Genomic DNA, 23,764 nt, shown 5'->3' on the forward strand with positions numbered 1-23,764 from the left:
ATAACAAGATGGAACGCGCCGCCCGCGGCGCACTGAACGGAAAGCAACGATGACGGACATTCCTCTCCTCAGTCTGGCGATCTGGGTGCCGATTCTCGGCGGCCTGCTGGTGCTCGCGACCGGCTCCGATCGCAATGCCCCGCTGGCGCGGATGCTCGCCTTGGCGGTTGCCGTGGTGGGTTTCGTCGTCACCATTCCGCTCTACACCGGCTTCGACACGACGACCAGCGCGATGCAGTTCGTCGAGCTCAGCTCCTGGGTGCCGCGCTTCAACATCAACTACCACCTGGGTGTCGATGGCATCTCGGTGCTGTTCGTGATCCTCAACGCCTTCATCACCATCATGGTCGTGATGGCGGGCTGGAAGGTGATCGAGGATCGCGTGGCACAGTACATGGCGGCCTTCCTGATCATGTCGGGCCTGATGAACGGCATCTTCTCGGCGCTGGACGGCGTGCTGTTCTACGTGTTCTTCGAGGCTTCGCTGATTCCGCTGTACCTGATCATCGGCGTCTGGGGCGGCCCGAACCGCGTCTATGCCGCGATCAAGTTCTTCCTCTACACGCTGCTCGGCTCGCTGCTGATGCTGATCGCGCTGCTGTACCTGTTCATGCAGTCCGGCGGCAGCTTCAGCATCCTCGACTGGCACCAGCTGCCGCTGCCGATGGAGCCGCAGATCCTGATCTTCCTGGCCTTCCTGATCGCCTTCGGCGTCAAGGTGCCGATGTGGCCGGTGCATACCTGGCTGCCGGATGCCCACGTCGAAGCGCCCACCGGCGGCTCGGTGGTGCTGGCCGCGATCGCGCTGAAGCTCGGCGCCTACGGCTTCCTGCGCTTTTCGCTGCCGATCGTGCCGGATGCGTCGCAGGAGCTTGCCTGGCTGATCATCACGCTGTCGCTGATCGCGGTGGTGTATATCGGTTTCGTCGCGCTGGTGCAGGCCGACATGAAGAAGCTGGTCGCGTATTCCTCGATCTCGCACATGGGGTTCGTCACCCTGGGCTTCTTCATCTTCAACCCGATGGGTGTCGAAGGCGCGCTGGTGCAGATGATCTCGCACGGCTTCGTCTCGGGCGCGATGTTCCTTTGCATCGGCGTGCTGTACGACCGCGTGCATTCGCGCCAGATCGCCGACTACGGCGGCGTGGTGCATACCATGCCCAAGTTCGCCGCCTTCTTCATGCTGTTCGCGATGGCCAACTCCGGGCTGCCGGCAACCTCGGGCTTCGTCGGCGAATTCATGGTCATCCTCGGCGCGGTGCAGTTCAACTTCTGGGTCGGCTTCTGCGCGGCGATCACGCTGATCCTCGGCGCGGCCTACTCGCTGTGGATGTACAAGCGGGTGGTGTTTGGCAAGGTCGCCAACAAGCACGTGGCGGAGCTCGAGGATCTCAACTCCCGCGAGTTCGCCTTCCTCGCCATCCTTGCTTTCTGCGTGCTGGCGATGGGCCTGTATCCCTATCCCTTCACCGAAGTGATGCACGCTTCGGTCAACGAACTCCTGCGGCATGTTGCCGTGAGCAAGCTCTGAGTGCCGTCAGGCTCGAGGCACCTTTAGAGACACTTAACGGACTGGTCAGAAGATGAACTTTGTCGTCCCCGACTTCTACCCCGCCGCGGCAGAGATTTTCGTCGCCGTGATGGCCCTGGTGATCATGCTGGCGAGCACCTTCGCCCGCAGCATCGCACGCTCGCTGGCTTACTACGCAACGCAGGCGACGCTGATCGCGGCGGCCTTCATCACCATCTACACGATGCAAGGCGAGCCGGTATATACCTTCAGCAACCTGTTCATCAGCGATCTGATGGGCAGCTTCCTGAAGCTGATGATCTATTTCGCCACCGCGATCGCGCTGCTGTACGGCCGGGGCTACCTGGCCGATCGCAAGATCGACAAGCCGGAGTACTACCTGCTGGCCTTGCTGATGACGCTGGGCATGATGGTCATGGTCTCGGCCAACCACATGCTGCCGATGTACATCGGCCTGGAAATGATGTCGCTGGCGCTGTACACGATGGTCGCCTTCGATCGTGACTCCGCACGTTCGACCGAAGCGGCGATGAAGTACTTCGTCCTCGGCGCGCTGGCCTCGGGCCTGCTGCTGTACGGCATGTCGATGGTCTATGGCGCGACCGGCTCGCTGGAATTCTCCGCCGTCGCCCAGTCCATCTACAACCAGGCGGCGAACCAGACCGTGCTGACCTTCGGCCTCGTCTTCCTGGTTGCCGGCATCTGCTTCAAGCTGGGCGTGGTGCCCTTCCACATGTGGGTGCCGGACGTCTATCAGGGCGCGCCCACGGCCGTGACGCTGATGATCTCGGCCGCCCCCAAGCTCGCCGCGTTCGCGATGGCCGTCCGCCTGCTGATCTGGGCGCTGTTCGACGTCGCCGAGGAATGGCAGGGCATGCTGATGCTCGTCGCGGTCGCATCGATCGCACTCGGCAACCTGGCGGCGATCGCACAGCAGAACATCAAGCGGATGCTGGCCTATTCCGGCATCTCGCACATGGGCTTCATGCTGCTCGGCCTGCTGGCGGGCGTGGTCGATGGCGACCGCCACTTCGCGCTCAATGCCTACAGCTCGGCGATGTTCTATGCCGTCGCCTACGTGATCATGAGCCTGGCGTCCTTCGGCATGCTGATCCTGCTGTCGCGCGCCGGCTTCGACGCCGAGAACATCGACGACTTCAAGGGCCTCAACAGGCGCAGTCCGTGGTTCGCGCTGATGATGCTGTTCGTGATGTTCTCGATGGCGGGCGTGCCTTTCTTCATCGGCTTCTTCGCCAAGCTGGCCGTGCTGCAGGCGGTGGTCGCCGCGGGCTACTTCTGGCTGGCCGTGGTCGCGGTGCTGCTGTCGGTGGCGGGAGCGTTCTACTACCTGCGCGTCGTCAAGGTGATGTACTTCGATGCGCCGGTCGACGAGTCGCCGATCCATGCGCCGGCCGAAGTGCGGGTCATGCTGTCGGCGAACGGCATCGCGATCGCCGCCCTGGGCCTGGCGCCGCAGATGCTGATGTCGCTGTGCGCCTACGCCTTGCTCGGCTCGCTTTGATTCGGTGAGCACGACCCGGCCCGACCCGCTCGAAGAACGGGAGCTGGCGAGCGAGCAGCTCGTCGACGGCAGGCTGCTCAAGGTCTGGCGTGACCGGGTGCTGCTGCCCGATGGCAGCGAAGGGCTCAGGGAGTACATCCGTCACCCCGGCGCCGTCGTCGTGGTCGCAGTTCTGCCGGATGGCCGCCTGCTGTTCGAACGCCAGTTCCGCTATCCCTTGCGGCGGGCGTTCCTGGAGCTGCCCGCCGGCAAGATCGATCCCGGCGAGGACATCCTCGCCTGCGCCCGGCGGGAGCTGCGCGAGGAAACCGGCTACGAAGCGGAGCAGTGGCGCTACATCGGCGTCATGCATCCGTGCATTGGCTATTCCGACGAACGGATCGAGATCTTCCTCGCTACGGGTCTTCGGCAGGTCGGGCATGCGCTGGACGACGGCGAATTCCTCGAATTGCTCAGTCTGAGCGTGGAGCAAGCCGAGGAGGCGATCCACAACGGCGAACTGACCGACGGCAAGTCGATTGCCGCGCTCTATCGCTGCCTGCCCCTGATCCCGGCCGGGCAAGGCTGAACTGCACCGGAATATTCCGGACAAAACGTCGGCTGAGAAAGGCCCGGCCTTCGATCAGCCATCAGCAGGGGCGGCCCGCCGGTAAGGGGCGTGCTCGTCGAGTTCGTCCAGGTAGAAGCCCATCTGTGTGCGCTCCCGTTCCAGGTAGTCATCCACCGCGGCGCTGAAGCGTGGATCGGCGATCCAGTGTGCCGACTGCGTCCTGACCGGCAGGAGCCCGCGGGACAGCTTGTGCTCCCCTTGGGCGCCGCCTTCGAAGCGCCGTAGCCCATGCCGGATGCAGTATTCGATCGCCTGGTAGTAGCACAGCTCGAAGTGCAGGAAAGGCAGCGCCTCGATCGCCCCCCAGTAGCGTCCGTACAAGGCCTCGTCGTCGCGCAGGAAGAAGGCACAGGCGACCGCTTGTCCTTCCCGTTCGGCGAGTAGCAGCAGAACCTCGTCCGGCATGCCGGCGGCGAGCCGCAGGAAGAAATCCAGGTTCAGGTAGGGCGTCGAGCGGTGTGCGGCATAGGTGTTGACATAACAGCGGCACAGGAAAGCCCAGTCCCCGTCCCGGGCGCTGCGGCCGTCGAGCCAGCGCATCCGCAGGCCGTGCATCGATGCGCGGCGGCGCTCCTGGCGAATCTTCTTGCGCTTGTCGTGGTTCAGGCTGCCGAGGAAGTCCTCGAAGTCGCGGTACGGGGCTGAATCGTCCGTGTCCGTCGCCTTCCTGCCGTTCTCCCAGTGGAACTGCACGCCATGGCGTACGGCGAGGCCGCTGTCCCGCAGCAGTTCCAGATCCCGCTCGTGCGGAAACAGCACGTGAAGCGAAGACATGCCGCTGCCTTCGACCTGGTGCAGCACGGCATCGACGAGTTGCCGGCGCGTGGCAGGCGAGCGCCCGAGGATGCGCGGCCCCGGAATCGGCGTGAAAGGCACGGCCGCCAGCCATTTCGGATAGTAGTCGAGGCCGTGTTCCTGGTAGGCCTTTGCCCAGGCCCAGTCGAAGACGTATTCACCTCAGGAATGCGTCTTCAGGTACAGCGGCATCGCCGCGATCAGCCGTCCGCCGTCCCACAGCGTCGCATGCCGCGGTATCCAGCCGCTGTGCCCGCCCACGCTGACGCTCGCTTCCAGCGCGTGCAGGTAGGCGTGGCGCAGATGCGGCGGCAGCGGATCGGGCGGCAGGGCGTCCCAGTGCCGGGGGTCGATCCGGGAGATCGAGTCGAAAAAATGCAGTCCGTCGGGGATGGGCATTGGATGGGCATTGCGGGAACTTGGGAAATGCCGGAAGTATGGCGGTGCCATGCCGGCAGGGTCGGGGTGCTGCTCAAATTTTGTGCAGTGCAAAGATACGCTTTGGCGGCGGCCACTTGCAAGCGCTGTCCACGGCTTATCCACAGGCTTGCTCACCCGGCCTGTGAGTTGTCCACGTCCGGCGTGCCGTGTGGCCGGGGCGACACCGCGGCATCGATTCGGGTGCTTCTGGCCGGGAGGCGGGCAATGCCGGGCCCGGCCGCTGCGCATGCCGGGCGAAGGGCGCGCACGATGGGATTCGTTCGGTAAGGGCGGGCGTTATCCGATAACATTCCGCTACCACAACGAAGATCAGGACCAGGAGAGGCCGATGAAGAAGATCGAAGCGATTGTCAAACCGTTCAAGCTGGATGAAGTCCGCGAGTCCCTGTCCGAAGTCGGCATCACCGGCTTGACCGTCACCGAGGTCAAGGGTTTCGGCCGCCAGAAGGGCCATACCGAGCTTTATCGCGGGGCGGAATACGTCGTCGATTTCCTGCCGAAGATCAAGGTCGAAGTGGTGGTGAGCGACGAACTGGTCGATGCGGCGGTCGAGGCGATCGTCAAGGCGGCCCATACCGGCAAGATCGGTGACGGCAAGATCTTCATCATGCCCGTCGAGCAGGTCATCCGCATCCGTACCGGCGAGATAAACGAAGCGGCGATCTGAACGGCGAGAAAGGCGGGCAATGGAAGGAGGGCGGCGTTCGGCCGCTTCTTCAACTGCGCGCGCCGTTCTGCGCGCGCAGCAGCACCAGCAGTGCGCCGCCGCCGCCATCGTGCGGGCCGGCCTGGCAGAAGGCCAGGATCTCCTCGCGCTGTGCCAGCCAGCCGCGCGACAGCTGCTTGAGAATCGAGACTTTGCCGGGGGAGCCGTGGCCTTTGCCGTGGATCACCCGGATGCAGCGCTTGCCCTGCAGCAGGCTGTCGCTCAGGAAGCGGGCCAGCGCGTCGCGTGCCTCGTCGCGCACCAGGCCGTGCAGGTCGAGCTGGCCCTGCAGCACCCAGCGCCCCCGCCGCAGATCCGTCAGTATTCGTCGCGGCAGGCCGGGGCGGAGGAAAGCCGCTTCTTCCCCCATGTCGAGCCGATCCTCGAAGCTCAGCGGCGCCGCCAGGGATTCGCCGAGTGCCGCGCGTTCGTCCTCCTCGCGCTTGATCGGCGCCGGCCGGGGCGCGGGGCGCTGCAGTTCGACCCGGTTGCGGGGGTCGATGGGGCGGACGTCGGCCACCATGCTGTGGAACAGCGACGCGGGGTCGCCGTTGCCGGCATCGGCGGGCAGGACGAGCCCGTCCGGGCGCGCCGCCCGCGCCTTGTCCGCGGCCGGCGTGCGCATGCCGTGCCGCAGCGGCGTATCGAGTTCGATGCGTCCCGTCGCCCGCAGCGGCACCACGCCTTCGTAAGCGAGGCTCAGGGGATCGAGCCGGGCGGCCGGAGCGCCCGGTCCGATGCTTTCCTCGTCCTGCTGCGGCGATCGCGGGCGCGGCAGCGGCGCCGGGCGTGCCCGTTCGATTTCCGCCCGGTTGCCGTCGCGGACCGGTGCCGCAGCGCCCACGGTCTTGCGAAACAGCGCCAGTTCGGCCTCGTCGGGCGGCTGGGTGCCCGGAGTGGCGGCCTTGGCGTCGTCCGCAACCGGAGACGGCCGGATCCGCTTGCCCGGGGAAGGCTGCAGCGGCGATGCGGGCATGCCGCCCTTGTCGTCCTGCAACTGCCTGCGCAAGCCGGCGAACGGCGTATTGCCGCTGGCGGGCCGGCAAGGCCGGCCGTCGCCGGCATGCTTGTCCGCCGGTTCGGCCGGAGGCGTGCGCGGGCGGCGGCTCATCGGTCCGCTCAGCTGCCGAGGCCGTCGAGGTAGCGCTCGGCGTCGAGCGCGGCCATGCAGCCGGTGCCGGCCGAGGTCACGGCCTGGCGGTACACGTGGTCCTGGACGTCGCCCGCGGCAAACACGCCGGCAACGCTGGTCTGTGTGGCATTGCCGTTGCGTCCGCCCTGGGTGACGATGTAGCCGTCTTCCATTTCCAGCTGGCCTTCGAAGAGATCGGTGTTCGGCTTGTGGCCGATGGCGATGAACACGCCCTGCAGGCCGACGTCGCGGGTCGCACCGGCATTCACGTCCTTGATGCGCATGCCGGTGACGCCGCTGCTGTCGCCGAGCACTTCATCGAGCGTGCTGTTGAGCGCCAGTTCGATCTTGCCCGCGGCGACCTTGTCCATCAGCTTGTCGACCATGATCTTCTCGGCGCGGAACTTCTCGCGGCGATGAACCAGGGTGACTTTCCTGGCGATGTTGGCGAGATACAGTGCCTCCTCGACCGCGGTATTGCCGCCGCCGACCACGGCGACATCCTGGTTGCGGTAGAAGAAGCCGTCGCAGGTGGCGCAGGCCGACACGCCGCGGCCGGCGAATTTCTCTTCCGAGGGCAGGCCGAGATACTTGGCGGTCGCGCCGGTGGCGATGATCAGCGCATCGCAGCTGTATTCACCCGAGTCGCCGACCAGGCGAAAGGGCTTTTCGGCCAGCTTCACGGTGTGGATGTGGTCGAAGATCATCTCGGTGTTGAAGCGTTCGGCATGCTTCTGGAAACGTGCCATCAGGTCCGGGCCCAGCACGCCGTCGGCGTCCGCCGGCCAGTTGTCGACGTCGGTCGTGGTCATCAACTGGCCGCCCTGGGCGAGGCCGGTGATGAGAGCGGGGGCGAGATTCGCGCGTGCGGCATACACTGCGGCGGTATAGCCTGCCGGGCCGGAGCCGAGGATGAGCAGGCGGGCGTGTTTCGTGGTCATCGGGAGCGTTCCTGCGGTGAAACGGCAAATTATAGCCGAGCCGGCCGCGGCGGCAGGCCGGGGGAACGGAAGGGCGGCGGCGACCGGATGCCATGGCAATCGCCCGGGCAATATTCGTTTACACTTGTGACATATCGACCAGACAAGCCTGCACTTGCAGGTTCTTCCGTGGAGTCAGCATGTCGAAAACCGCTGCAGTGTCCATCATTGCCCTGAAGACTTTCCCGCTCTTTCACGGGCTGTCAGACGATGTGCTCGCCAACGTGGCTCGCGTCTCCATGATGCGGCGGATTCCGCGCGGCCAGCCGGTCGTCAATGCGGGAGATCGCTCCGATTTCGTCTATTTCGTCCTGACCGGCAGCCTGAAGGTCATCGTCAGCGACGAGGACGGGCGGGAAGTGATCCTGTCCATCCTCGGCCAGGGCGAGCTGTTCGGCGAGATGGGCATGTTCGACGAGCAGCCGCGTTCGGCGTCGGTGGTGGCGGTGGTACCGGCCGACCTGGTGCTGATCGCCAAGCAGGATTTCCGCGTGATCATGCGCGACAACTTCGACATCGCCTGGCGGATCATGTGCAACCTGGCCAGCCGCCTGCGCAATGCCGACCGCAAGATCGAGAGCCTGGCGCTGATGGACGTGTACGGCCGCGTCGCCCGCCTGCTGATCGAGATGGCCGAGGACGTGGGCGGCGAAACGGTCGTGGTGCGCAAGATATCGAAGCAGGACATCGCCAAGATGATCGGCGCCTCGCGCGAGATGGTGAGCCGGGTGATGAAGGATCTGGGGCAGCAGGGCCTGATCGAGGAGCGTCCGCAGGGAATCGTGCTGCGCGAACGCCTCAGCGAGGTCTGATCCCGGGGCACGACCCGGCAGGGGCGCGTTTCGCCGGAGTCTGCATGCCGCTCCGGCCTGGGGCTTTGTGAGGATGCGCAACGCGGCGCGGGAGCGCCGGGGCGTATCGCTTATAATCGACGCTGTTGTTTCATTCAGGTTTCGCGCCGTCGCCTCATGCAGTCTCGCTCGTCCCGCCCTCAGCCCCTGCCCGAAAAGATCTCGCTGCTGCTGCAGGAGGCTCGCTGGCTGATCCTGGGCGTCATGTCCCTTTATGTCGGCCTGATCCTGCTCGGCTACAGCAAGGCCGATCCGGGCTGGTCCCATGCCTCGGACGTCGCCAGCGTGATCAACCCCGGCGGGCGCTTCGGCGCCTGGCTGGCCGACCTGCTGCTCTACCTGTTCGGGCTTTCGTCGTGGTGGTGGGTGATCTTCCTCGGCTACAGCCTGTTGTGGGGCTTCCGGCGGCTGAAGAACCGGCTGACGCTGGACCACCGTTCCTTCATCTTCGTCATGGCCGGCTTCCTCGTCGTGCTGCTGACCAGCAGCGCGCTCGAGTTCCTGCGCTTCCATGGCCATGGCGCCCAGGTGCCGCTCGCACCGGGCGGCTTGCTGGGGATGGAGATCGGCGGGCTCACCCAGCGCTATTTCGGCTTCACCGGCGGTACCCTGCTGCTGCTCGCGCTGATGGCTTCGGGGCTGTCGCTGTTCACCGGCGTGTCCTGGCTGGCGGTGGTCGAGCGGGTGGGGCTGTTGCTGGAGCAGACCGTGTTGGCCGTGCAGCAGGGCTGGCAACGCTGGCAGGATCGCCGCGTCGGCCGCGAAGTGGCGCAGAAGCGTGAAGCGGTGGTCGAGACCCGGCGCCGCAAGACCGAGAAGGTGGCGCCTGCGCCGCTGCGCATCGAGCCGCCGCTGATCGCCGTGCAGAAGTCCGAGCGCGTCGACAAGGAACGCCAGCAGACCCTGTTCGCCGATGCCGCCGCAGGCGCGATGCCGCCGCTGGCACTGCTCGATCCGGCTTCCGGAGATGTCGAGCCGCCGTCGGCCGAAACGCTGGAATTCACCTCGCGCCTGATCGAGACCAAGCTCGGCGACTTCGGTGTCGAGGTCAAGGTGCTGGCCGCCTATCCTGGCCCGGTCATCACGCGCTACGAAATCGAGCCGGCGACCGGCGTCAAGGGCAGCCAGGTGGTCAATCTGGCCAAGGATCTGGCGCGTGCGCTGTCGCTGGTGTCGGTGCGGGTGGTCGAGACGGTACCGGGCAAGTCCTGCATGGCGCTGGAGCTGCCCAACCCCAAGCGGCAGACGGTGCGCCTGTCCGAGATCGTTGGCTCCAAGGTCTATCACGACATGGCTTCGCCGCTCACCGTGGTGCTCGGCAAGGACATCGGCGGCCAGCCGGTGGTCGCCGACCTGGCCAAGATGCCGCACCTGCTGGTGGCCGGCACCACCGGTTCGGGCAAGTCGGTCGGCATCAACGCGATGATCCTGTCGCTGCTGTACAAGAGCGAGCCGGACCGCGTGCGGCTGATCATGGTCGACCCGAAGATGCTCGAACTGTCGATCTACGAAGGCATCCCGCATCTGCTGGCGCCGGTCGTCACCGACATGAAGCACGCGGCGAACGCGCTGAACTGGTGCGTCGCCGAAATGGACAAGCGCTACAAGCTGATGGCGGCGGTCGGCGTGCGCAACCTGTCCGGCTACAACAAGGCCGTGCTGGAGGCGCGCAAGGCCGAGACGCCGCTGACCAACCCCTTCTCGATCACGCCCGAGAACCCCGAGCCGCTCGACACGCTGCCCTACATCGTCGTCATTGTGGACGAACTGGCCGACATGATGATGGTGGTCGGCAAGAAGGTGGAAGAGCTGATCGCACGCCTCGCGCAGAAGGCGCGCGCGGCGGGCATCCACCTGATCCTCGCCACGCAGCGGCCGTCGGTGGACGTCATCACCGGCCTGATCAAGGCCAACGTGCCGACCCGCATCGCCTTCCAGGTGTCCAGCAAGATCGACTCGCGCACCATCCTAGACCAGATGGGCGCGGAGAACCTGCTCGGCATGGGCGACATGCTCTACCTCGCGCCGGGCACCGGCCTGCCGGTGCGGGTGCATGGCGCTTTCGTCGCCGACGAAGAGGTGCACAAGGTGGTGGATCACCTCAAGCGCGTCGGCCCGCCGGACTACGTCGAAGGCATCCTGTCGCAACCCGAGGACGACCTCGATGCCGCGCTCGGCGGCGGAGGCGATGGCGGCGATGGCGAGGCCGACCCGCTGTACGACCAGGCGGTCGAAGTCGTGATCAAGACCCGCCGGCCGTCGATCTCGCTGGTGCAGCGCCACCTGCGCATCGGCTACAACCGCGCGGCGCGCCTGATCGAGCAGATGGAACGTGCCGGCCTGGTGTCGGCGATGGGCAGCAACGGCAACCGCGAAGTGATCGTGCCGGCCAAGGAGAGCGAATGATGGGAATGCATTTCGGTGCAGGGGCGGTGGCTCGCCGGCTTGCGGCTCGTGCCCCGTTGATCGCGCGTGTCTCGCTGGCCCTTGCATTGGCTTGTGCCGGCGGCGCCGCGCCGGCGGCGGACGGCATCGCCCAGTTACGCCAGTTCGTGGCGGAGACGCGCAGCGCCGAAGGCGATTTCGAACAGATCGTCGTTGCCCGCTCCGGCCGCAAGCCCCAGCAGGCGTCGGGCAGCTTCGCCTATGCGCGGCCCGGGCGCTTCCATTGGGAATACGAGCGTCCCTACCGCCAAGTACTGGTCGGCGACGGCAGCACGCTGTGGACCTGGGACCCGGACCTGAACCAGGTCACGGTGCGCGCGCTCGGCGATGCCCTGGGGGCGACGCCGGCGGCCATCCTGTTCGGCAGCGGAGACATCGAAGAGGGCTTCGTTCTTGCCGGCGGCGGCAGCGACGGCGAACTGGACTGGGTCGAAGCACGCCCCAGGCAGACCGACAGCGGTTTCGAGTCCCTGCGCATCGGCCTGAAGGATGGCCGTCTGCACAGCATGGAGATGCGCGACAACTTCGGCCAGACCACGCTGATCCGCTTCACCCGGCTGCAGCCGAACCCCGACCTGGCATCCGACCGCTTCCGTTTCGAGCCGCCGGCAGGTGCCGACGTGATCGGCGAACTGCCGGGCGCGGCGGGCAGCAGCGGTGCTGCTCCGACGCGTTGACCGTGGCCGATCTGTTCGAATCCATCGCGCCGCCGCAGGTGCCGCTGGCCGAGCGCATGCGGCCGAAGTCGCTCGACGAGGTCGCAGGCCAGGCCCATCTGCTGGGCGAAGGCAAGCCCCTGCGGCTGGCCTTTGCCTCGCGCAAGCCGCATTCGATGATCCTGTGGGGACCGCCCGGCGTCGGCAAGACCACGCTCGCCCGCCTGATGGCGCAGGGCTTCGACGCCGACTTCGTCGCGCTGTCGGCGGTGTTTTCCGGGGTCAAGGAGATCCGCGAAGCGATCCAGCAGGCCCAGGCGGCGAAGGCGCGGGGGCGGCACACAATCCTGTTCGTGGATGAAGTGCATCGCTTCAACAAGTCGCAGCAGGATGCCTTCCTGCCCTATGTCGAGCAGGGTCTGGTGACCTTCATCGGCGCCACCACCGAGAACCCTTCCTTCGAGGTCAATTCGGCGCTGCTGTCGCGTGCGGCGGTCTACGTCCTCGAGCCGATCGATGCCGAGGCCATGACCGCGCTGTTCGAGCGGGCGCGCCTGGCGGCATGTCCGGACCTGCCGTTCGACGACGACGCCCGCGAACGCATGATCGGTTTTGCCGACGGCGACGCGCGGCGGCTGATGAACCTGATCGAACAGGTGCAGGTGGCGGCCGAAACCGCGGGCGCGGCAAAAGTCGATGCGGCCTTCGTCGATGCCGCGCTGTCGCAGAACCTGCGCCGTTTCGACAAGGGCGGGGAGGCTTTCTACGACCAGATATCGGCGCTGCACAAGTCGGTACGGGGCTCGAACCCCGATGCCGCGCTCTACTGGCTGTGCCGGATGCTCGACGGCGGCGCGGACCCGCTCTATGTCGGCCGGCGCCTGATCCGCATGGCGGTGGAAGACATCGGCCTCGCCGACCCGCGGGCGCTCGAAATGACGCTGAACGCCTGCGCCACCTACGAGCGCCTCGGTTCTCCCGAAGGCGAACTGGCGCTGGCGCAGGCGACGATCTTCCTCGCCTGTGCGGCCAAATCGAATGCAGCCTACAAGGCCTACAATGCGGCGCGCGAATTCGTCAAACGCGACGGCTCACGCCCAGTGCCGCTGCACCTGCGCAATGCGCCGACGAAGCTGATGAAGAACCTGGGTTACGGCAAGGCTTACCGCTATGCCCATGACGAACCGGGCGCCTATGCCGCCGGCGAGAGCTACCTGCCCGAAGGCATGGAACGTCCCGAGTGGTATCGGCCCACGCCGCGTGGCATGGAAGGCCGCATCGCGGAAAAGCTGGCCCAGTTGCGTGCGCTGGATAAAGCGGCAGAAAGCCCGAACGCCCGGCCGCTTGGCAAGCAGGCGGGCGAGCGTTCGGCGTCGGATGGCGCAGCTAATGCGTCAGCGGATGATCGGCCATGAAGCGGGCGCAGACGGATTTCGCCTTGGCGGCTTTTTCCTCGTCGCCGCATTCGTTGGCACGCTCGACGAGGTCGAGCATGAAGTTGGTCAGCAGCAGGACTCCTTCGGGTGTCTGGACCAAGCCGCAAACCACTTGCGCGGCGGCGGCATCGGGGATTCCTTCATGTTCGGCAACCAGCGCGACTTCGTCGTCGGTGATGTCGCAGTAGTCCAGGCAGTCACGAATCGATAGCATATTCACTCCTCCATTGTTGCGCCGTCTGATGCGGCTTGTTGATTCTTTAAACCTATCCGACAAAGCGGAAATAGCAAGTTCAATTTACCTAGGGTGAACTTTGTAAGGGATTGATTTATTTAATCGATTATTGCGGTGCGTCATTCCGGAAGGTGTTCCTTGCCTGCTCATGACCGCTGCCGAATCCTCTGCGGCTGCCCGCACGATCACACCCGCGACCGTAGCCTGGTTGCACGCCGCACGCCTCAACTCCAGGCTTGTTCCAGGCCGATGACCCACCAACGATTTTCAGGACAACCCGATGCTCGATATCCAGCTTCTGCGTAATCAGATCGACCTGGTCGCCACCCGGCTGGCCGGCCGCGGCCTGCAACTGGACAGCGCCGCCTTCCTTGCGCTCGAGGAGGAGCGCAAGCAGCTCCAGACCCGGACCCAGGAACTGCAGGCGCGCCGTAACGCGCTGTCGAAACAGATCGGCATGCTCAAGGGCAAGGGCGAGGATGCCGGCCCGGTCATGGCCGAAGTGGCGCAGCTCGGCGACGAGCTGAAAGCCTGCGAGCAGGCTTTGCCGGGGCTGCTCGAACGCATCAACGATTTCGTCGCCCGCCTGCCCAATCTGCCGCACGAGAGCGTGCCGGTGGGCGAGGACGAGAGCGGCAACGTCGAAGTCCGCCGCTGGGGCACGCCGGCCAGCTTCGATTTCGAAGTGCGCGACCACGTCGATCTCGGCGCGCCGCTGGGGCTGGATTTCGAGACCGGCGCCAAGCTGTCGGGTTCGCGCTTCGCCTTCCTGCGCGGGCCGGTGGCGCGCCTGCACCGTGCGCTGGCGCAGTTCATGCTCGACACCCATACCCGCGAGCACGGCTATACCGAGTGCTACACGCCCTACATCGTCAACCGCGACGCACTGTTCGGTACCGGACAACTGCCCAAGTTCAAGGAAGATCTGTTCTGGGTGCTGCGCGGCGGCGACGAGGAGGGCCTGGAGCAATACCTGATCCCGACTGCGGAGATCACGCTGACCAACAGCGTGCGCGAGGAAGTGCTGGCGCTCGATGCGCTGCCGATCCGGATGACGGCGCACAGCCCCTGCTTCCGCTCGGAAGCGGGCAGCGGCGGTCGCGACGTGCGCGGCATGATCCGCCAGCACCAGTTCGACAAGGTGGAGATGGTGCAGGTGGTCGAACCCTCGGCCAGCTACGAGGCGCTCGAGCAGATGGTCGGCCACGCCGAAGCCATCCTGCAGAAGCTGGAACTGCCATATCGCGTGATCACGCTGTGCACCGGCGACATGGGCTTTTCGGCAAGCAAGACCTACGACCTGGAAGTCTGGCTGCCGGCGCAGAACACCTATCGCGAGATTTCGAGCTGCTCGAACTGCGAGGCCTTCCAGGCCCGCCGCATGCAGGCGCGCTTCAAGAACGCGCAGGGCAAGAACGAGCTGGTGCATACGCTCAACGGTTCCGGGCTGGCCGTCGGCCGCACGCTGGTCGCGGTGCTGGAGAACTACCAGCAGGCGGACGGCTCGATCGTGATCCCGAAGGTGCTGGTGCCCTACATGGGCGGCGTCGAGCGGCTCGAACCGGCGCTCTGAGCGCCTGCTCGGTCGGCCTTGCCCAGCCGCAGGCTGGGCAAGGCCAGCCCCGCTTCGTAGGGCGGCTCCAGGCGAGCCAGGATGTCGTGGTAGCTGCGTACGTTCTCTGTCATCACCACCGCTTCGCCGCCGCGCGCCGGGCCGGATTTGAGCCGCTGGGCGTATTCCGGCCGGGACAGCAGCGGCAGCACCGATTTCATCTCCCACCACGCTCGATCGTCCTTGCCCAGCCGGCGGGCGATCGCGCGGGCACCGTTCATGTGCCCCATGCCCAGGTTGTAGGCCGCCGTCGCCAGCCAGGTGCGGTCCGGCTCGTCGATTTCGTCCGGCAGCAAGTCTTTCAGCATCGCCAGGTAGCGCGCGCCGCCGAGGATGCTCTGGCGGGGATCGAGCCGGTCGTTCACGCCCAGCCGGTCGGCCGTGTCCGCCGTCAGCATCATCATGCCGCGCACGCCGGTGAAGGACGTGGCCTGCGGGTCCCAGTGCGACTCCTGATAGGCCACCGCGGCGACGTAGCGCCAGTCGATGCCGGTCTGGGCCTCGGCCTCGTGGAAGAAGGCGCGGTAGCGGGGCAGGCGTTCCTGGATGCGGGCCAGGAAAGTGGTGATGTCGGCAGTGTTCAGACGGCGCACGTAGTCGAAGTAGCGGTCGGCCAGGCGGGCGAGGCGGCCGTCGGCCGCGGCCCGGCCGATGAAGGCGTCGACTTCGGCCGCCAGTACGTGCTGCCCGGCCGGCAGCGCCCAGGCGATGGCCGAAGGTTCAGGCAGTTCGTAGACGATTTCCAGCGCGGGATGGAGGTGGACGGCAAGCGCGTAGTGCAGGCGGTCGGTGGCGACGAGATCGAGCTTGCCTGCGGCGAGATCGGCAAGCAGCTGTTCTTCACCGGCCTTGATCGGGAAATGCACGTTGACGCCGGGACGGCGCTTGCGGATGTCCATGATCTTCTCCGCCGCCAGCGAGCCGCGGCGGGCCGAGATCGTGCGTCCGGCGAGAGACTGCTCGTCGGCCGATGCGTCCGCCTGGCCGCCGCTGCGGCCGACGACGACGTATTCCACCTCGCGCAGCGGCTTCGACCATCGCAGCGGCAGGCGCCTGTTCACTCCCAGGCTGGCGGCGGCCATGTGTACCTGGCCGTTGATCACCGCATCCAGTGCGCGAGTGGCGTCGGGGTAGGGCACGAAAGTGACGTCGACGTCGAGCTCGTCGCCGAGCGCCCGCAGCAAGTCATGCTCGAAGCCGCTTACGCGGCCGTCTTCGTCGAGCCGGTAGGAGATGGCGTCGTGGCGGGTGGCGATGCGCAGCTCACCCAGGCCGTGATAGTCGGCGATGCGCGGCGTTTCGGCCGGCCCGCAGGCCGCCAGCGACAGGCCCAGCAGCAGGGTCGATAGTCGTCTCGCGGCGGCGGTTTTCATGGGTGGAAGTGGCGGGATGAGGTGCTATCGCCCCGCATTCTGCATCCACTTCGCTTCCCATGCAGCGAGCTCGGGCAGGTATTGCCCCAGCCCGCGCTGCAGTTCGGCCTCCAAGGCTTCGAACTGCGCATGCAGGGCCGTATCGACCTGCGTGGGCATGAGCGGCTGGAAGTCGATCACCATGTCGCCGGCGGGGCGGCCTGCGCGTGCGGGGAAGCCTTCGCCATCGAGGCGGACCTGGCGTGCCGATGCGCTGCCGGCCGGGATCGTCACCTTGCGCGGCCCGCCCGGGTGCGGAACGTGCACCGTTCCGCCGAGCAGCAGGCGCAGCGCGCTGATCGGGCGTTGCAGCAGCAGGTCACGCCCCTTGCGCGTGTATAGCGGGTGGGTATTCAGCCGGATGCGCAGGTGGAGATCGCCGGGCTTGCCGGAGTGTTCGGGATGGGGCTCGCCTTCGCCGCTCAGGCGCAGGCTGTCGCCGTCGACCAGCCCGGCCGGCAGGCTCACGGCCAGCCAGCGTTCACTGGTTTGCTGGCCGCTGCCTTCGCAGTCCGGACAGGCCGCGGTGCTGCGGTAGCCACGGCCGGCGCAGGCCGTGCAGCTTTGCAGGCCCTTGCCATTGCGTACCTTCCCCGAGCCGCGGCAGGGTTCGCACAGCCGGGTGAAAGTCAGCCGGATTTCGCCCGTGCCCGAGCAATGGGTGCAGCTGCTCGCCTGGCTCAGGCAGATCTGCCTGGTGCCGCCGAGGAAGGCCTCTTCCAGGTCCAGCTCCAGGTCCATGGAGCGGTCGGCGCCGCGGGGGGCCGTCTCGGCATCGGCAGGCGCATCCGTGTCCTGCCCGGAAGCAGCAGGATCGGCGTACCCGTGTTCTTCCGCGCTGGCGTCTGCCGGCTCGAGTCCTGCGAGCAGCTTGTCGTGCGCACGGCGCAGCGCCTTGAAGTGCTCGGCGGCGGCAGGTGCCGGATTGCGGTCGGGATGCCAGCGCATTGCCAGCCGGCGAAAGGCACGCTTGACGTCGGTCGGAGTGACGCCCGGTGCCAGACCGAGCAGTTCGTAAGCGTCGCGCATGGTGGGCATGGGGGTGGGAAGGGGGCACCGAAGCGAGAAGGCGGAGCGTATAAGCCTAAACGAATGGACGCACAAAGCAAAAGGCCCAGTCCGAAGACTGGGCCTTTGCGCGGATCTGGCGCGCCCGGAAGGATTCGAACCTCCTACCCCCTGGTTCGTAGCCAGGTACTCTATCCAGATGAGCTACGGGCGCAATCTCGAAAACGTTTATGGCCCGTCATCGAAAGGCCGGAAAAGCTGGCGCGCCCGGAAGGATTCGAACCTCCTACCCCCTGGTTCGTAGCCAGGTACTCTATCCAGATGAGCTACGGGCGCTTTTTGCTGCACTGCGAAGGAGCGGGATTATAACTGCTATTTCCGCCTCTTCAACTGTTTTTTGGCGGAGAGGGTGTCCCCCTCAACGACGGCGCGCACTGTATCACGGGGTTTCTCCGCAGCGCAACACCCCGCGTGAAATAAAGGATTCAGGCTGTTCGGCAAGTTTTCGCTCGTATCCCGTAGTATCATCAAATATCACATCGGATGTTGGGTAGGTTGTGGGGTACAGAAAATGCCGAAGATCGCCAAGGAACTGACCGCGCTGGAAGTGGGGCGCCTGAAGACAGAAGGGCTGCATGCCGTCGGTGGCGTCGCCGGCCTGCACCTGCAGGTCACGTCGACGGGGGCACGCTCGTGGATTCTGCGCGCCAAGATTGGGGCCAAGCGTCGCGACATCGGTCTGGGTGCATATCCCGGCGTGACGCTGGCGCAGGCGCGCGAGAAAGCCCGTGACGCCCGCCAAGCCATCGCCGAGGGGCGTGACCCTGTTGCAGAGCGTGTAGCCGCCCGTAGCGCCCTGGCGGCGGCCCATAGGGCCGAGGTTACGTTCGACAAATGCGTGGCGCAGTTCATCGACGCCAAGTCGGCCGAGTGGAAGAGCCCGAAGAGCGCGGCGCAGTGGTCGGCATCGCTCACGACCTACGCCTCGCCGGTAATCGGGGCGCTGCAGGTGCGTGACGTCGAGCTGGCGCACATCCTCAAGATTCTCGAGCCGGTGTGGACGACCAAGACAGAGACCGCAACGCGCGTTCGCGGCCGGATTGAGAACGTCCTAGATTGGGCCACGGTGCGCGGCTTCCGCAAAGGCGACAATCCGGCACGATGGCGGGGGCACCTCGACAAGTTGCTCGCCAAGCCCTCGAAGGTCGCCAAGGTGGAGCACCACACCGCGCTGCCAATCGACGCTATCGGCCAGTTCGTTGAGGATCTGCAGAAGCGTGAAGGCCTGGCGGCGCGTGCGCTCGAGTTCCTCATCCTGACCGCGACCCGCTCGGGCGAGGTGCGCGGCGCGACCTGGGACGAGGTTGATCTGCAGTCCCGTGTCTGGACGATCCCGGCCGAGCGCATGAAGGGCGGGAAGGAACACCGCGTGCCGCTATCCGACCGCGCGCTCGAGCTCCTTAAGACCCTGCCGCGCCTTGCTGACTCCAACCTCGTCTTCCCGGCGCCGCGGGGCGGGACGATGTCCGACATGACCCTGTTGGCGGTGATGCGCCGCATGAATGTCGACGCGGTGCCGCACGGCTTCCGCTCGACCTTCCGCGACTGGGCAGCGGAGCGGACCAACTACCCGCGCGACGTCGCCGAAATGGCCCTCGCACACACCATCGGCGACAAGGTCGAAGCCGCCTATCGCCGCGGTGACCTCTTCGAGAAGCGCGCCCGACTCATGGCCGACTGGGCGAAATTCTGCGCCCTAAAGTCGCCCGAAGGGGCCGTCGTTCCCCTGCATCCGGAAATTATTTCCACAAAGGTGGAACATATTTCTGCATGAGAAACCATAACTTGCGTGGGTGTGAACCCAGCTGATACAGTGCTGACAGGTGGCGTTTTCTTAGCGGTTGCCACCCGTCGCACGCCAATTTCGCCAACAGCCAATCGCCAACGTAGACAAGCGACCCGCGGACCCTGATCCGCTGGCCTTTCCTATGCTCCTGGCCGGCGGATCCCGATCTGAGGATTCGTCGATGTCGTACAACAAGCAGAACAAGCCCGCCCCTGGCGCCGTTGCGGCCGCCATCACCCAGCCGGCGCCCGAGCCCATCCCGATGGCGCTCGCCAACTTCGAACACCTGCCTGACAACGCCTTCGTGCGTGAGCCCGTCGTGCGTGGTCTCTACGGCATCAGTCACGCCACGGTCTGGCGCTGGGTGAAGGCTGGGTTCATCCCGAAGCCCGTGAAGCTCTCGGCGCAGTCGACGGGGTGGCGCGTTGCAGACCTGCGCGCTGCGCTCCGTGCCAAGGCTGAAGAGGTGGCAGCATGACCTCCACAAAAGAAAGCGCCCGGCCGACTGGGAGGTCGGACCGGGCAGCAGCAGAGGTGAGCGCCACTCACTGGGAACCGAGTCTAGCACGTTCGCAGCAGAATGGCACCCGTTGGCTACCAAATCCGGGAAGTTGTGCGGGGCAGCTGCTGCTCGAGCTGATCGAGCGCGCCGCCAATGGTGACGATCGGGGCGTGACACCGCGCGACTTCTACCGCAGCGTTTGGTCGCAGCGCGAGGCCGCGTATGTGTTCCGGTTGCGTCAAGGTGGCTGGACCATCGAGACGGAGCTGCGCGAGGCGTCGAACCGCTTCGAGTGGGTCAAGCACGCCGCCTATTTCCTCGTGCTCGATCTGCCCGACGATGAGGAGCTGCAGCAGTGGCTGATCCTGGCGCGCGAGGTGCGAGCATGAACGCGCCGCAGAACTTCGCATCCCTCGGCCCGAAGCTGCTCGCACAGGGCTTCGAGCCCATCCCGGTGGCCGGTAAACGGCCTGTCGTCAAGAAGTGGGAAGACCTCGAGCTTCACCCCGATCGTGTTGCCACATGGGCAGCCAACGGCAAAGGCGACCTGAATGTCGGTATCCGCACCTCTGCGCTCGCCCCGATCGATGTCGACATTTACGATGCGGAAGTCGCCTCCCGGGTGGTGGCCGCAGCCCGCGCTCGCTTCGGCGATGCGCCTGAGCGTGTCGGCATGCCACCCAAGGCGCTGCTGCTCTACGCCGCGATCGAGCCGGGCACCAAGATCACCAGCCCGATTTGGGTGAGCCCGGATGGCAGGGAACACCGCGTCGAAGTGCTCGGCATCGGTCAGCAGTTCGTGGCTGCCGGCATCCATCCGGACACCCAACAGCCCTACACCTGGGAAGGCGAGAACATTGCCGACCTGGAGCGGTGGATGCTGACTGCTGTTGACCGCAACGAGGTGGCCGCCTGGATCCGAGACGAATTGCCCACCCTCATGCCGCCCGAATGGGTACAGAAGGGGGCAGGCTCGGCCGGCGCGCTCGTCGGAGGGGAGGATGGGCTCGATTCCGTCGCTCAGAAGACCGGGCTGACCATCGAAGAATGCCGATGGGTTCTCGATCGGCTACCGGCACATCGTTACGACGACTACGACAAGTGGCTCAGACTGATCTTCGCCGTGCACCATGAGTTCTCAGACATGGAGCGAGCCGATGACGCCCTCGAAATGGTGGACGACTGGTCCCGGAAGTCGGTGAAGTTCGTCACCGGCGTGGTGTCCGGTCAATGGGAGAAGGCGAAGCGGGAGCGGGCAGGTGGTCTCACCACCATGCGGACGGTGCTGCATTGGCTTCTGCACGAGGACGGGTTCGAGGGTGAGTGGAAGGCCTACCAGGCGCAGCGCAAGGCAGCCGCGTCGGCCGCAGTGGTCGTGGCGCAGGAATGGGCCGCACGGATCCACACCGCGGATGCAGTCACACTGAAGGGTGCCATCGCCGCCGAGATCCGCGCGGCAGAGCTGTCGGAGATTGACCGGGAGATTCTCGTTTCCCACATCAAGCGTCGGCTGACCGCGCTGGAAGGGGCTGCGCCCGGTGTCGCTGCAGTGCGCAAGCTGTTGGCCCCGCCGAAGGCGCGAATTGAGTCCGACGACGTCGAACTCGGTGACGCGCTCTCCCTGGCGCCTGCCTGGGCGCAGCCATGGGTGTGGGATGCTGGGGCTGACTGCTACGTGCACCGAGTGACCAAGGAGACACGGACGGTCGTGTCCTTCAATGCTGCGTTCTCTCGGCATGTGGCCGACCTGTTCCTCGGAGACGAGAAGCCGGTCACCCCGCACGAGGCGATGACGTGCCATTGGCGCGTGCCTGTGGTGTCGGGGCAGATGTACTACCCGGCCGCGTCGGGTGACATCTTCACGTTCGAGGGGCGCAGCTACCTGAACGCGTACAGGGCTGACCTGCGGGTCGAGCCGGATGCGAAGGTCACGGAAGAGGGGCGCCAGCTGCGCAAAGCGCTGGAACGGCAGTTCGAGCTGCTGATTCCGGACATGCGCGAGCGCGCGCTGCTGCGGTACTGGCTGGCGCACAACTACCTGCACCCTGGGCGCAAGATCCGATGGGCGCCGGTCATAAAGGGTTGCGAGGGAGACGGTAAGACGACCGTTCTAAGCCTGCTCATGCCTGTGCTCGGCGGGAAGAACGCCCAGATCCTCAACGGGGGCACCGTCCTGGGCTCTGCCTTCACAGGCTGGGCCGAGGGTAGTGCAGTCACGATCGTTGAAGAGATTCGATTCCAGGGTGAGAACAAGTACGAAGTCGCCAACCGGATGAAGCCGTACATCACGAACGACTGCGTTGAGGTTCGAGCGTTGTACAAGGACCAACGCGTCGTGCTCAACACGACCAACTACGGCTTCACGACCAACCACGTTGACATGTTGCCGATCAACGACGCTGACCGGCGCTATTTCATACTGCACTCCCCGTTCGAGAAGAAAGAGGAGGTCGAGGCGGCGCTTCGGTCACGCTACGGCATCCCGATGGAGGAGCATTTTGCGGAACTCAACGACCTGCCAAGCGCACACCCCGGGCAGCTGGCGCTGTGGCTGGCTGAGAGCGAGGCGCCGGCGGAGTTCAAGGCGAACGGTACGGCACCGGTGACCGCAGCGCGCGAGGTGACGATCCTGGCTTCGCACGAGAACGACCTCGATGACCAGGTGCGCCGCATCCTCGAGGCTGGGGCGGACGGCGTGCACGACTATGAGGCTAAGGTCGCGCTCGACGCGTGGAAATTGGCCCCTGACCGCGAGGATCTGCGCAAAGAGGCGGAGCGGGCCTGCAGCCTGGCCGGTTGGCCGCCGCTGCCGGCTGCCAACGATGAGGCGGGCTGGAAGATCTTCGAGCGGGAGCGCAGCGCGCGAGGGATAGCGAGCCTGCGGCTCGGGATTGGTCCCGATGCGGTCGCCTTCGATCTGCTGAAGGACGAACTCAACAGTCTGCGGAAAGCGCCGACAGGGCGACAGGCGCGGGAGGCGCTCCGCGCTGCGGGCTTCGTGCCCCTTCCTGCTGCACAAAGCCGTGGGTCGCGCGCGAAACAGGTGAAGTGGAACGGCTCGCGCTACAGCGTTTGGGTGCGCCCGCACCTGATCGACGTTGATGACGCGCGCGCCCGTGCCGAGTTGAGCCGTACGACTCCCGAACCGTTCGACTGAGCGGTTCCCAGCCGCGTAGAAGCAAGGGAGACGGCGGAAACCCAGCGGTGGCGCGGGTTCCGCCGTTTCTGTTCCGTCGGTTCCCTTTCGCCAACTTCTTTCTGTATACAAAAAAAACACGTGTGCACGGTGGTGCGTATTTTCTCTCTCTCTCTCTTTTTTTTCCTTATCTCCATACTTTTTAGAAGAAGGGAACCGAGGGAACAGAGAAGAGGAAAACCCAATAACGGCGCGGGTTGTAGGTCGGTTCCATAGTGTGGTTCCGTTGAGGTTCCGTTCCGGCCGTCCGGCTGCCCCATTCGAGAAAATGCCCCGAATGTTCGCGGAATATCCCAACTCGACCTTTTTTTGTAACAGCCACCCCGAAAAACGGGAGTGATGCTCCCGCACCATCGGCCCACACCCGCGCCGTGCCTGAAACTCGCCCCGATGAAGGTGAGTTGTGCTCCCGGTGACAACCGCGCTCCGATCGGCAACCATGCAGTCACACCACTGCACAGGAGCCGCACACCATGAACGCCCAACGCACCGCCGCCCCGGCCGAGATTGACCGCCTGAACCATCAATCGCTGCTCGACGCCGCGCTGGCCGATCTCGACCGCGTGACCAGCGAAGTGATCCAACACAATGCAGCCCAGATGCAGCACCCCCACATGCGCGCCTGGCTGACCGCCGATCGTCGCGAACCGGACAACGGCGCCGCCGGCATCGTGAGCACCGCACCACACGCCCAGCTCATCGCCCGCATGCGCCGCGGTGAAGCGGTCACGCTCGCCGAGGTGTGCCAAGCCATCGCCCGCATGCAGAGGAACCTGCAGCGCATGCAGAAGCGTGTTGCGAAGCGCAATGCCGAGCGCCGCGCCGCCTGACGCAGCACATCCCACCGA

Annotated in this window: 19 protein-coding genes, 2 tRNA genes and 1 pseudogene; 14 read left to right on the forward strand and 8 right to left on the reverse strand. The window is 65.7% G+C overall.

The window, feature by feature from the left end:
* Window positions 1-49: 49 nt before the first annotated feature.
* From ACNQFN_RS08165 to ACNQFN_RS08175, 3 genes are read left to right on the forward strand one after another with little or no spacing between them, the layout of a single operon-like run.
* Window positions 50-1,531, forward strand: coding sequence for an NADH-quinone oxidoreductase subunit M (locus ACNQFN_RS08165; protein ID WP_418648499.1), 1,482 nt, complete (start codon window positions 50-52; stop codon window positions 1,529-1,531).
* A gap of 52 nt (window positions 1,532-1,583) precedes the next feature.
* The gene (gene nuoN, locus ACNQFN_RS08170; protein ID WP_418648500.1) at window positions 1,584-3,053 is read left to right on the forward strand and encodes an NADH-quinone oxidoreductase subunit NuoN; all 1,470 of its coding nucleotides are present in this window, start codon (window positions 1,584-1,586) and stop codon (window positions 3,051-3,053) included.
* A 4-nt stretch (window positions 3,054-3,057) separates the two neighbouring features.
* Entirely contained in the window at window positions 3,058-3,621 is a 564-nt protein-coding gene (locus tag ACNQFN_RS08175) for an NUDIX domain-containing protein (RefSeq protein ID WP_418648501.1), read from the forward strand.
* 54 nt (window positions 3,622-3,675) lie between these two features.
* On the opposite strand, the pseudogene ACNQFN_RS08180 reads toward ACNQFN_RS08175, so the two are convergent.
* Window positions 3,676-5,127, reverse strand: a pseudogene (locus tag ACNQFN_RS08180) (GNAT family N-acetyltransferase).
* 100 nt (window positions 5,128-5,227) lie between these two features.
* Here ACNQFN_RS08180 and ACNQFN_RS08185 point away from each other — a divergent pair.
* Window positions 5,228-5,566 carry a P-II family nitrogen regulator gene (locus tag ACNQFN_RS08185; RefSeq protein WP_418648502.1) on the forward strand — a complete coding sequence of 113 codons (339 nt, stop codon included), beginning with the start codon at window positions 5,228-5,230 and terminating at the stop codon, window positions 5,564-5,566.
* A gap of 49 nt (window positions 5,567-5,615) precedes the next feature.
* Here ACNQFN_RS08185 and ACNQFN_RS08190 read toward each other — a convergent pair whose 3' ends face one another.
* Both ACNQFN_RS08190 and trxB read right to left on the reverse strand, forming a co-directional pair.
* The gene (locus tag ACNQFN_RS08190; RefSeq protein ID WP_418648503.1) at window positions 5,616-6,716 is read right to left on the reverse strand and encodes a Smr/MutS family protein; all 1,101 of its coding nucleotides are present in this window, start codon (window positions 6,714-6,716) and stop codon (window positions 5,616-5,618) included.
* A gap of 8 nt (window positions 6,717-6,724) precedes the next feature.
* On the reverse strand, window positions 6,725-7,678 hold the full coding sequence (trxB, locus tag ACNQFN_RS08195) for a thioredoxin-disulfide reductase (protein WP_418648504.1): 954 nt from the start codon (window positions 7,676-7,678) through the stop codon (window positions 6,725-6,727).
* A gap of 179 nt (window positions 7,679-7,857) precedes the next feature.
* On the opposite strand from trxB, the gene ACNQFN_RS08200 reads away from it, so the two are divergent.
* From ACNQFN_RS08200 to ACNQFN_RS08215, 4 genes are all read left to right on the forward strand, one after another.
* Window positions 7,858-8,529, forward strand: a complete 672-nt coding sequence (locus ACNQFN_RS08200) for a Crp/Fnr family transcriptional regulator (protein WP_068634778.1) — start codon at window positions 7,858-7,860, stop codon at window positions 8,527-8,529.
* Window positions 8,530-8,685: 156 nt separating this feature from the next.
* Window positions 8,686-10,974: a DNA translocase FtsK gene (locus ACNQFN_RS08205; protein ID WP_418648505.1), complete on the forward strand. Its 2,289-nt coding sequence runs from the start codon at window positions 8,686-8,688 to the stop codon at window positions 10,972-10,974.
* The gene (lolA, locus tag ACNQFN_RS08210) at window positions 10,974-11,690 is read left to right on the forward strand and encodes an outer membrane lipoprotein chaperone LolA (protein ID WP_418648901.1); all 717 of its coding nucleotides are present in this window, start codon (window positions 10,974-10,976) and stop codon (window positions 11,688-11,690) included. The genes ACNQFN_RS08205 and lolA overlap by 1 nt, the downstream gene beginning before the upstream one ends.
* A 2-nt stretch (window positions 11,691-11,692) precedes the next feature.
* On the forward strand, window positions 11,693-13,084 hold the full coding sequence (locus tag ACNQFN_RS08215) for a replication-associated recombination protein A (protein ID WP_418648506.1): 1,392 nt from the start codon (window positions 11,693-11,695) through the stop codon (window positions 13,082-13,084).
* Here the strand turns inward: ACNQFN_RS08215 and ACNQFN_RS08220 are convergent.
* Window positions 13,056-13,319, reverse strand: a complete 264-nt coding sequence (locus ACNQFN_RS08220) for a hypothetical protein (protein ID WP_418648507.1) — start codon at window positions 13,317-13,319, stop codon at window positions 13,056-13,058. The two genes, ACNQFN_RS08215 and ACNQFN_RS08220, sit on opposite strands and share 29 nt — an antisense overlap.
* A gap of 301 nt (window positions 13,320-13,620) precedes the next feature.
* On the opposite strand from ACNQFN_RS08220, the gene serS reads away from it, so the two are divergent.
* Complete coding sequence (gene serS / locus ACNQFN_RS08225; protein ID WP_418648508.1) at window positions 13,621-14,913, forward strand: serine--tRNA ligase; 1,293 nt, start codon at window positions 13,621-13,623, stop codon at window positions 14,911-14,913.
* Here the strand turns inward: serS and mltF are convergent.
* The 4 genes from mltF to ACNQFN_RS08245 form a co-directional block, all read right to left on the reverse strand.
* Window positions 14,874-16,325 (reverse strand): membrane-bound lytic murein transglycosylase MltF, encoded by a 1,452-nt coding sequence (mltF, locus tag ACNQFN_RS08230; RefSeq protein ID WP_418648509.1) that lies wholly within the window; start codon window positions 16,323-16,325, stop codon window positions 14,874-14,876. The genes serS and mltF overlap by 40 nt on opposite strands.
* A 24-nt stretch (window positions 16,326-16,349) precedes the next feature.
* Window positions 16,350-17,393, reverse strand: a complete 1,044-nt coding sequence (locus ACNQFN_RS08235) for a DnaJ C-terminal domain-containing protein (protein WP_418648510.1) — start codon at window positions 17,391-17,393, stop codon at window positions 16,350-16,352.
* A 116-nt stretch (window positions 17,394-17,509) separates the two neighbouring features.
* A tRNA-Arg gene (locus tag ACNQFN_RS08240) sits at window positions 17,510-17,586 on the reverse strand.
* A gap of 45 nt (window positions 17,587-17,631) precedes the next feature.
* A tRNA-Arg gene (locus ACNQFN_RS08245) sits at window positions 17,632-17,708 on the reverse strand.
* A gap of 235 nt (window positions 17,709-17,943) precedes the next feature.
* On the opposite strand from ACNQFN_RS08245, the gene ACNQFN_RS08250 reads away from it, so the two are divergent.
* The 5 genes from ACNQFN_RS08250 (at window position 17,944) to ACNQFN_RS08270 (ending at window position 23,746) form a co-directional block, all read left to right on the forward strand.
* Window positions 17,944-19,206 (forward strand): tyrosine-type recombinase/integrase, encoded by a 1,263-nt coding sequence (locus ACNQFN_RS08250; RefSeq protein WP_418648511.1) that lies wholly within the window; start codon window positions 17,944-17,946, stop codon window positions 19,204-19,206.
* A 193-nt stretch (window positions 19,207-19,399) separates the two neighbouring features.
* Complete coding sequence (locus ACNQFN_RS08255; protein ID WP_287470695.1) at window positions 19,400-19,696, forward strand: helix-turn-helix transcriptional regulator; 297 nt, start codon at window positions 19,400-19,402, stop codon at window positions 19,694-19,696.
* Entirely contained in the window at window positions 19,693-20,109 is a 417-nt protein-coding gene (locus ACNQFN_RS08260; protein ID WP_418648512.1) for a hypothetical protein, read from the forward strand. The genes ACNQFN_RS08255 and ACNQFN_RS08260 overlap by 4 nt, the downstream gene beginning before the upstream one ends.
* Window positions 20,106-22,877, forward strand: coding sequence for a DUF5906 domain-containing protein (locus ACNQFN_RS08265; RefSeq protein ID WP_418648513.1), 2,772 nt, complete (start codon window positions 20,106-20,108; stop codon window positions 22,875-22,877). The genes ACNQFN_RS08260 and ACNQFN_RS08265 overlap by 4 nt, the downstream gene beginning before the upstream one ends.
* Before the next feature lie 512 nt (window positions 22,878-23,389).
* A complete protein-coding gene (locus ACNQFN_RS08270; protein WP_418648514.1) occupies window positions 23,390-23,746 on the forward strand; it encodes a hypothetical protein in 357 nt (118 codons plus the stop codon).
* The last annotated feature ends 18 nt before the right edge of the window (window positions 23,747-23,764 follow it).

The sequence above is a fragment of the Thauera butanivorans genome (assembly GCF_048398245.1).
In the GTDB taxonomy this organism is placed as follows: domain Bacteria; phylum Pseudomonadota; class Gammaproteobacteria; order Burkholderiales; family Rhodocyclaceae; genus Thauera; species Thauera butanivorans.

What these genes read in the sequence shown, in the direction of transcription:
- ACNQFN_RS08200 (WP_068634778.1), top strand. Translation starts at nt 7,858, where the DNA reads ATGTCGAAAACCGCTGCAGTGTCCATCATTGCCCTGAAGACTTTCCCG.
- ACNQFN_RS08220 (WP_418648507.1), bottom strand. Translation starts at nt 13,319, where the DNA reads ATGCTATCGATTCGTGACTGCCTGGACTACTGCGACATCACCGACGAC.
- serS (WP_418648508.1), top strand. Translation starts at nt 13,621, where the DNA reads ATGCTCGATATCCAGCTTCTGCGTAATCAGATCGACCTGGTCGCCACC.
- mltF (WP_418648509.1), bottom strand. Translation starts at nt 16,325, where the DNA reads ATGAAAACCGCCGCCGCGAGACGACTATCGACCCTGCTGCTGGGCCTG.
- trxB (WP_418648504.1), bottom strand. Translation starts at nt 7,678, where the DNA reads ATGACCACGAAACACGCCCGCCTGCTCATCCTCGGCTCCGGCCCGGCA.
- ACNQFN_RS08185 (WP_418648502.1), top strand. Translation starts at nt 5,228, where the DNA reads ATGAAGAAGATCGAAGCGATTGTCAAACCGTTCAAGCTGGATGAAGTC.
- ACNQFN_RS08270 (WP_418648514.1), top strand. Translation starts at nt 23,390, where the DNA reads ATGAACGCCCAACGCACCGCCGCCCCGGCCGAGATTGACCGCCTGAAC.
- lolA (WP_418648901.1), top strand. Translation starts at nt 10,974, where the DNA reads ATGGGAATGCATTTCGGTGCAGGGGCGGTGGCTCGCCGGCTTGCGGCT.
- ACNQFN_RS08165 (WP_418648499.1), top strand. Translation starts at nt 50, where the DNA reads ATGACGGACATTCCTCTCCTCAGTCTGGCGATCTGGGTGCCGATTCTC.
- ACNQFN_RS08255 (WP_287470695.1), top strand. Translation starts at nt 19,400, where the DNA reads ATGTCGTACAACAAGCAGAACAAGCCCGCCCCTGGCGCCGTTGCGGCC.
- ACNQFN_RS08265 (WP_418648513.1), top strand. Translation starts at nt 20,106, where the DNA reads ATGAACGCGCCGCAGAACTTCGCATCCCTCGGCCCGAAGCTGCTCGCA.
- ACNQFN_RS08190 (WP_418648503.1), bottom strand. Translation starts at nt 6,716, where the DNA reads ATGAGCCGCCGCCCGCGCACGCCTCCGGCCGAACCGGCGGACAAGCAT.
- nuoN (WP_418648500.1), top strand. Translation starts at nt 1,584, where the DNA reads ATGAACTTTGTCGTCCCCGACTTCTACCCCGCCGCGGCAGAGATTTTC.
- ACNQFN_RS08235 (WP_418648510.1), bottom strand. Translation starts at nt 17,393, where the DNA reads ATGCGCGACGCTTACGAACTGCTCGGTCTGGCACCGGGCGTCACTCCG.
- ACNQFN_RS08250 (WP_418648511.1), top strand. Translation starts at nt 17,944, where the DNA reads ATGCCGAAGATCGCCAAGGAACTGACCGCGCTGGAAGTGGGGCGCCTG.
- ACNQFN_RS08260 (WP_418648512.1), top strand. Translation starts at nt 19,693, where the DNA reads ATGACCTCCACAAAAGAAAGCGCCCGGCCGACTGGGAGGTCGGACCGG.
- ACNQFN_RS08205 (WP_418648505.1), top strand. Translation starts at nt 8,686, where the DNA reads ATGCAGTCTCGCTCGTCCCGCCCTCAGCCCCTGCCCGAAAAGATCTCG.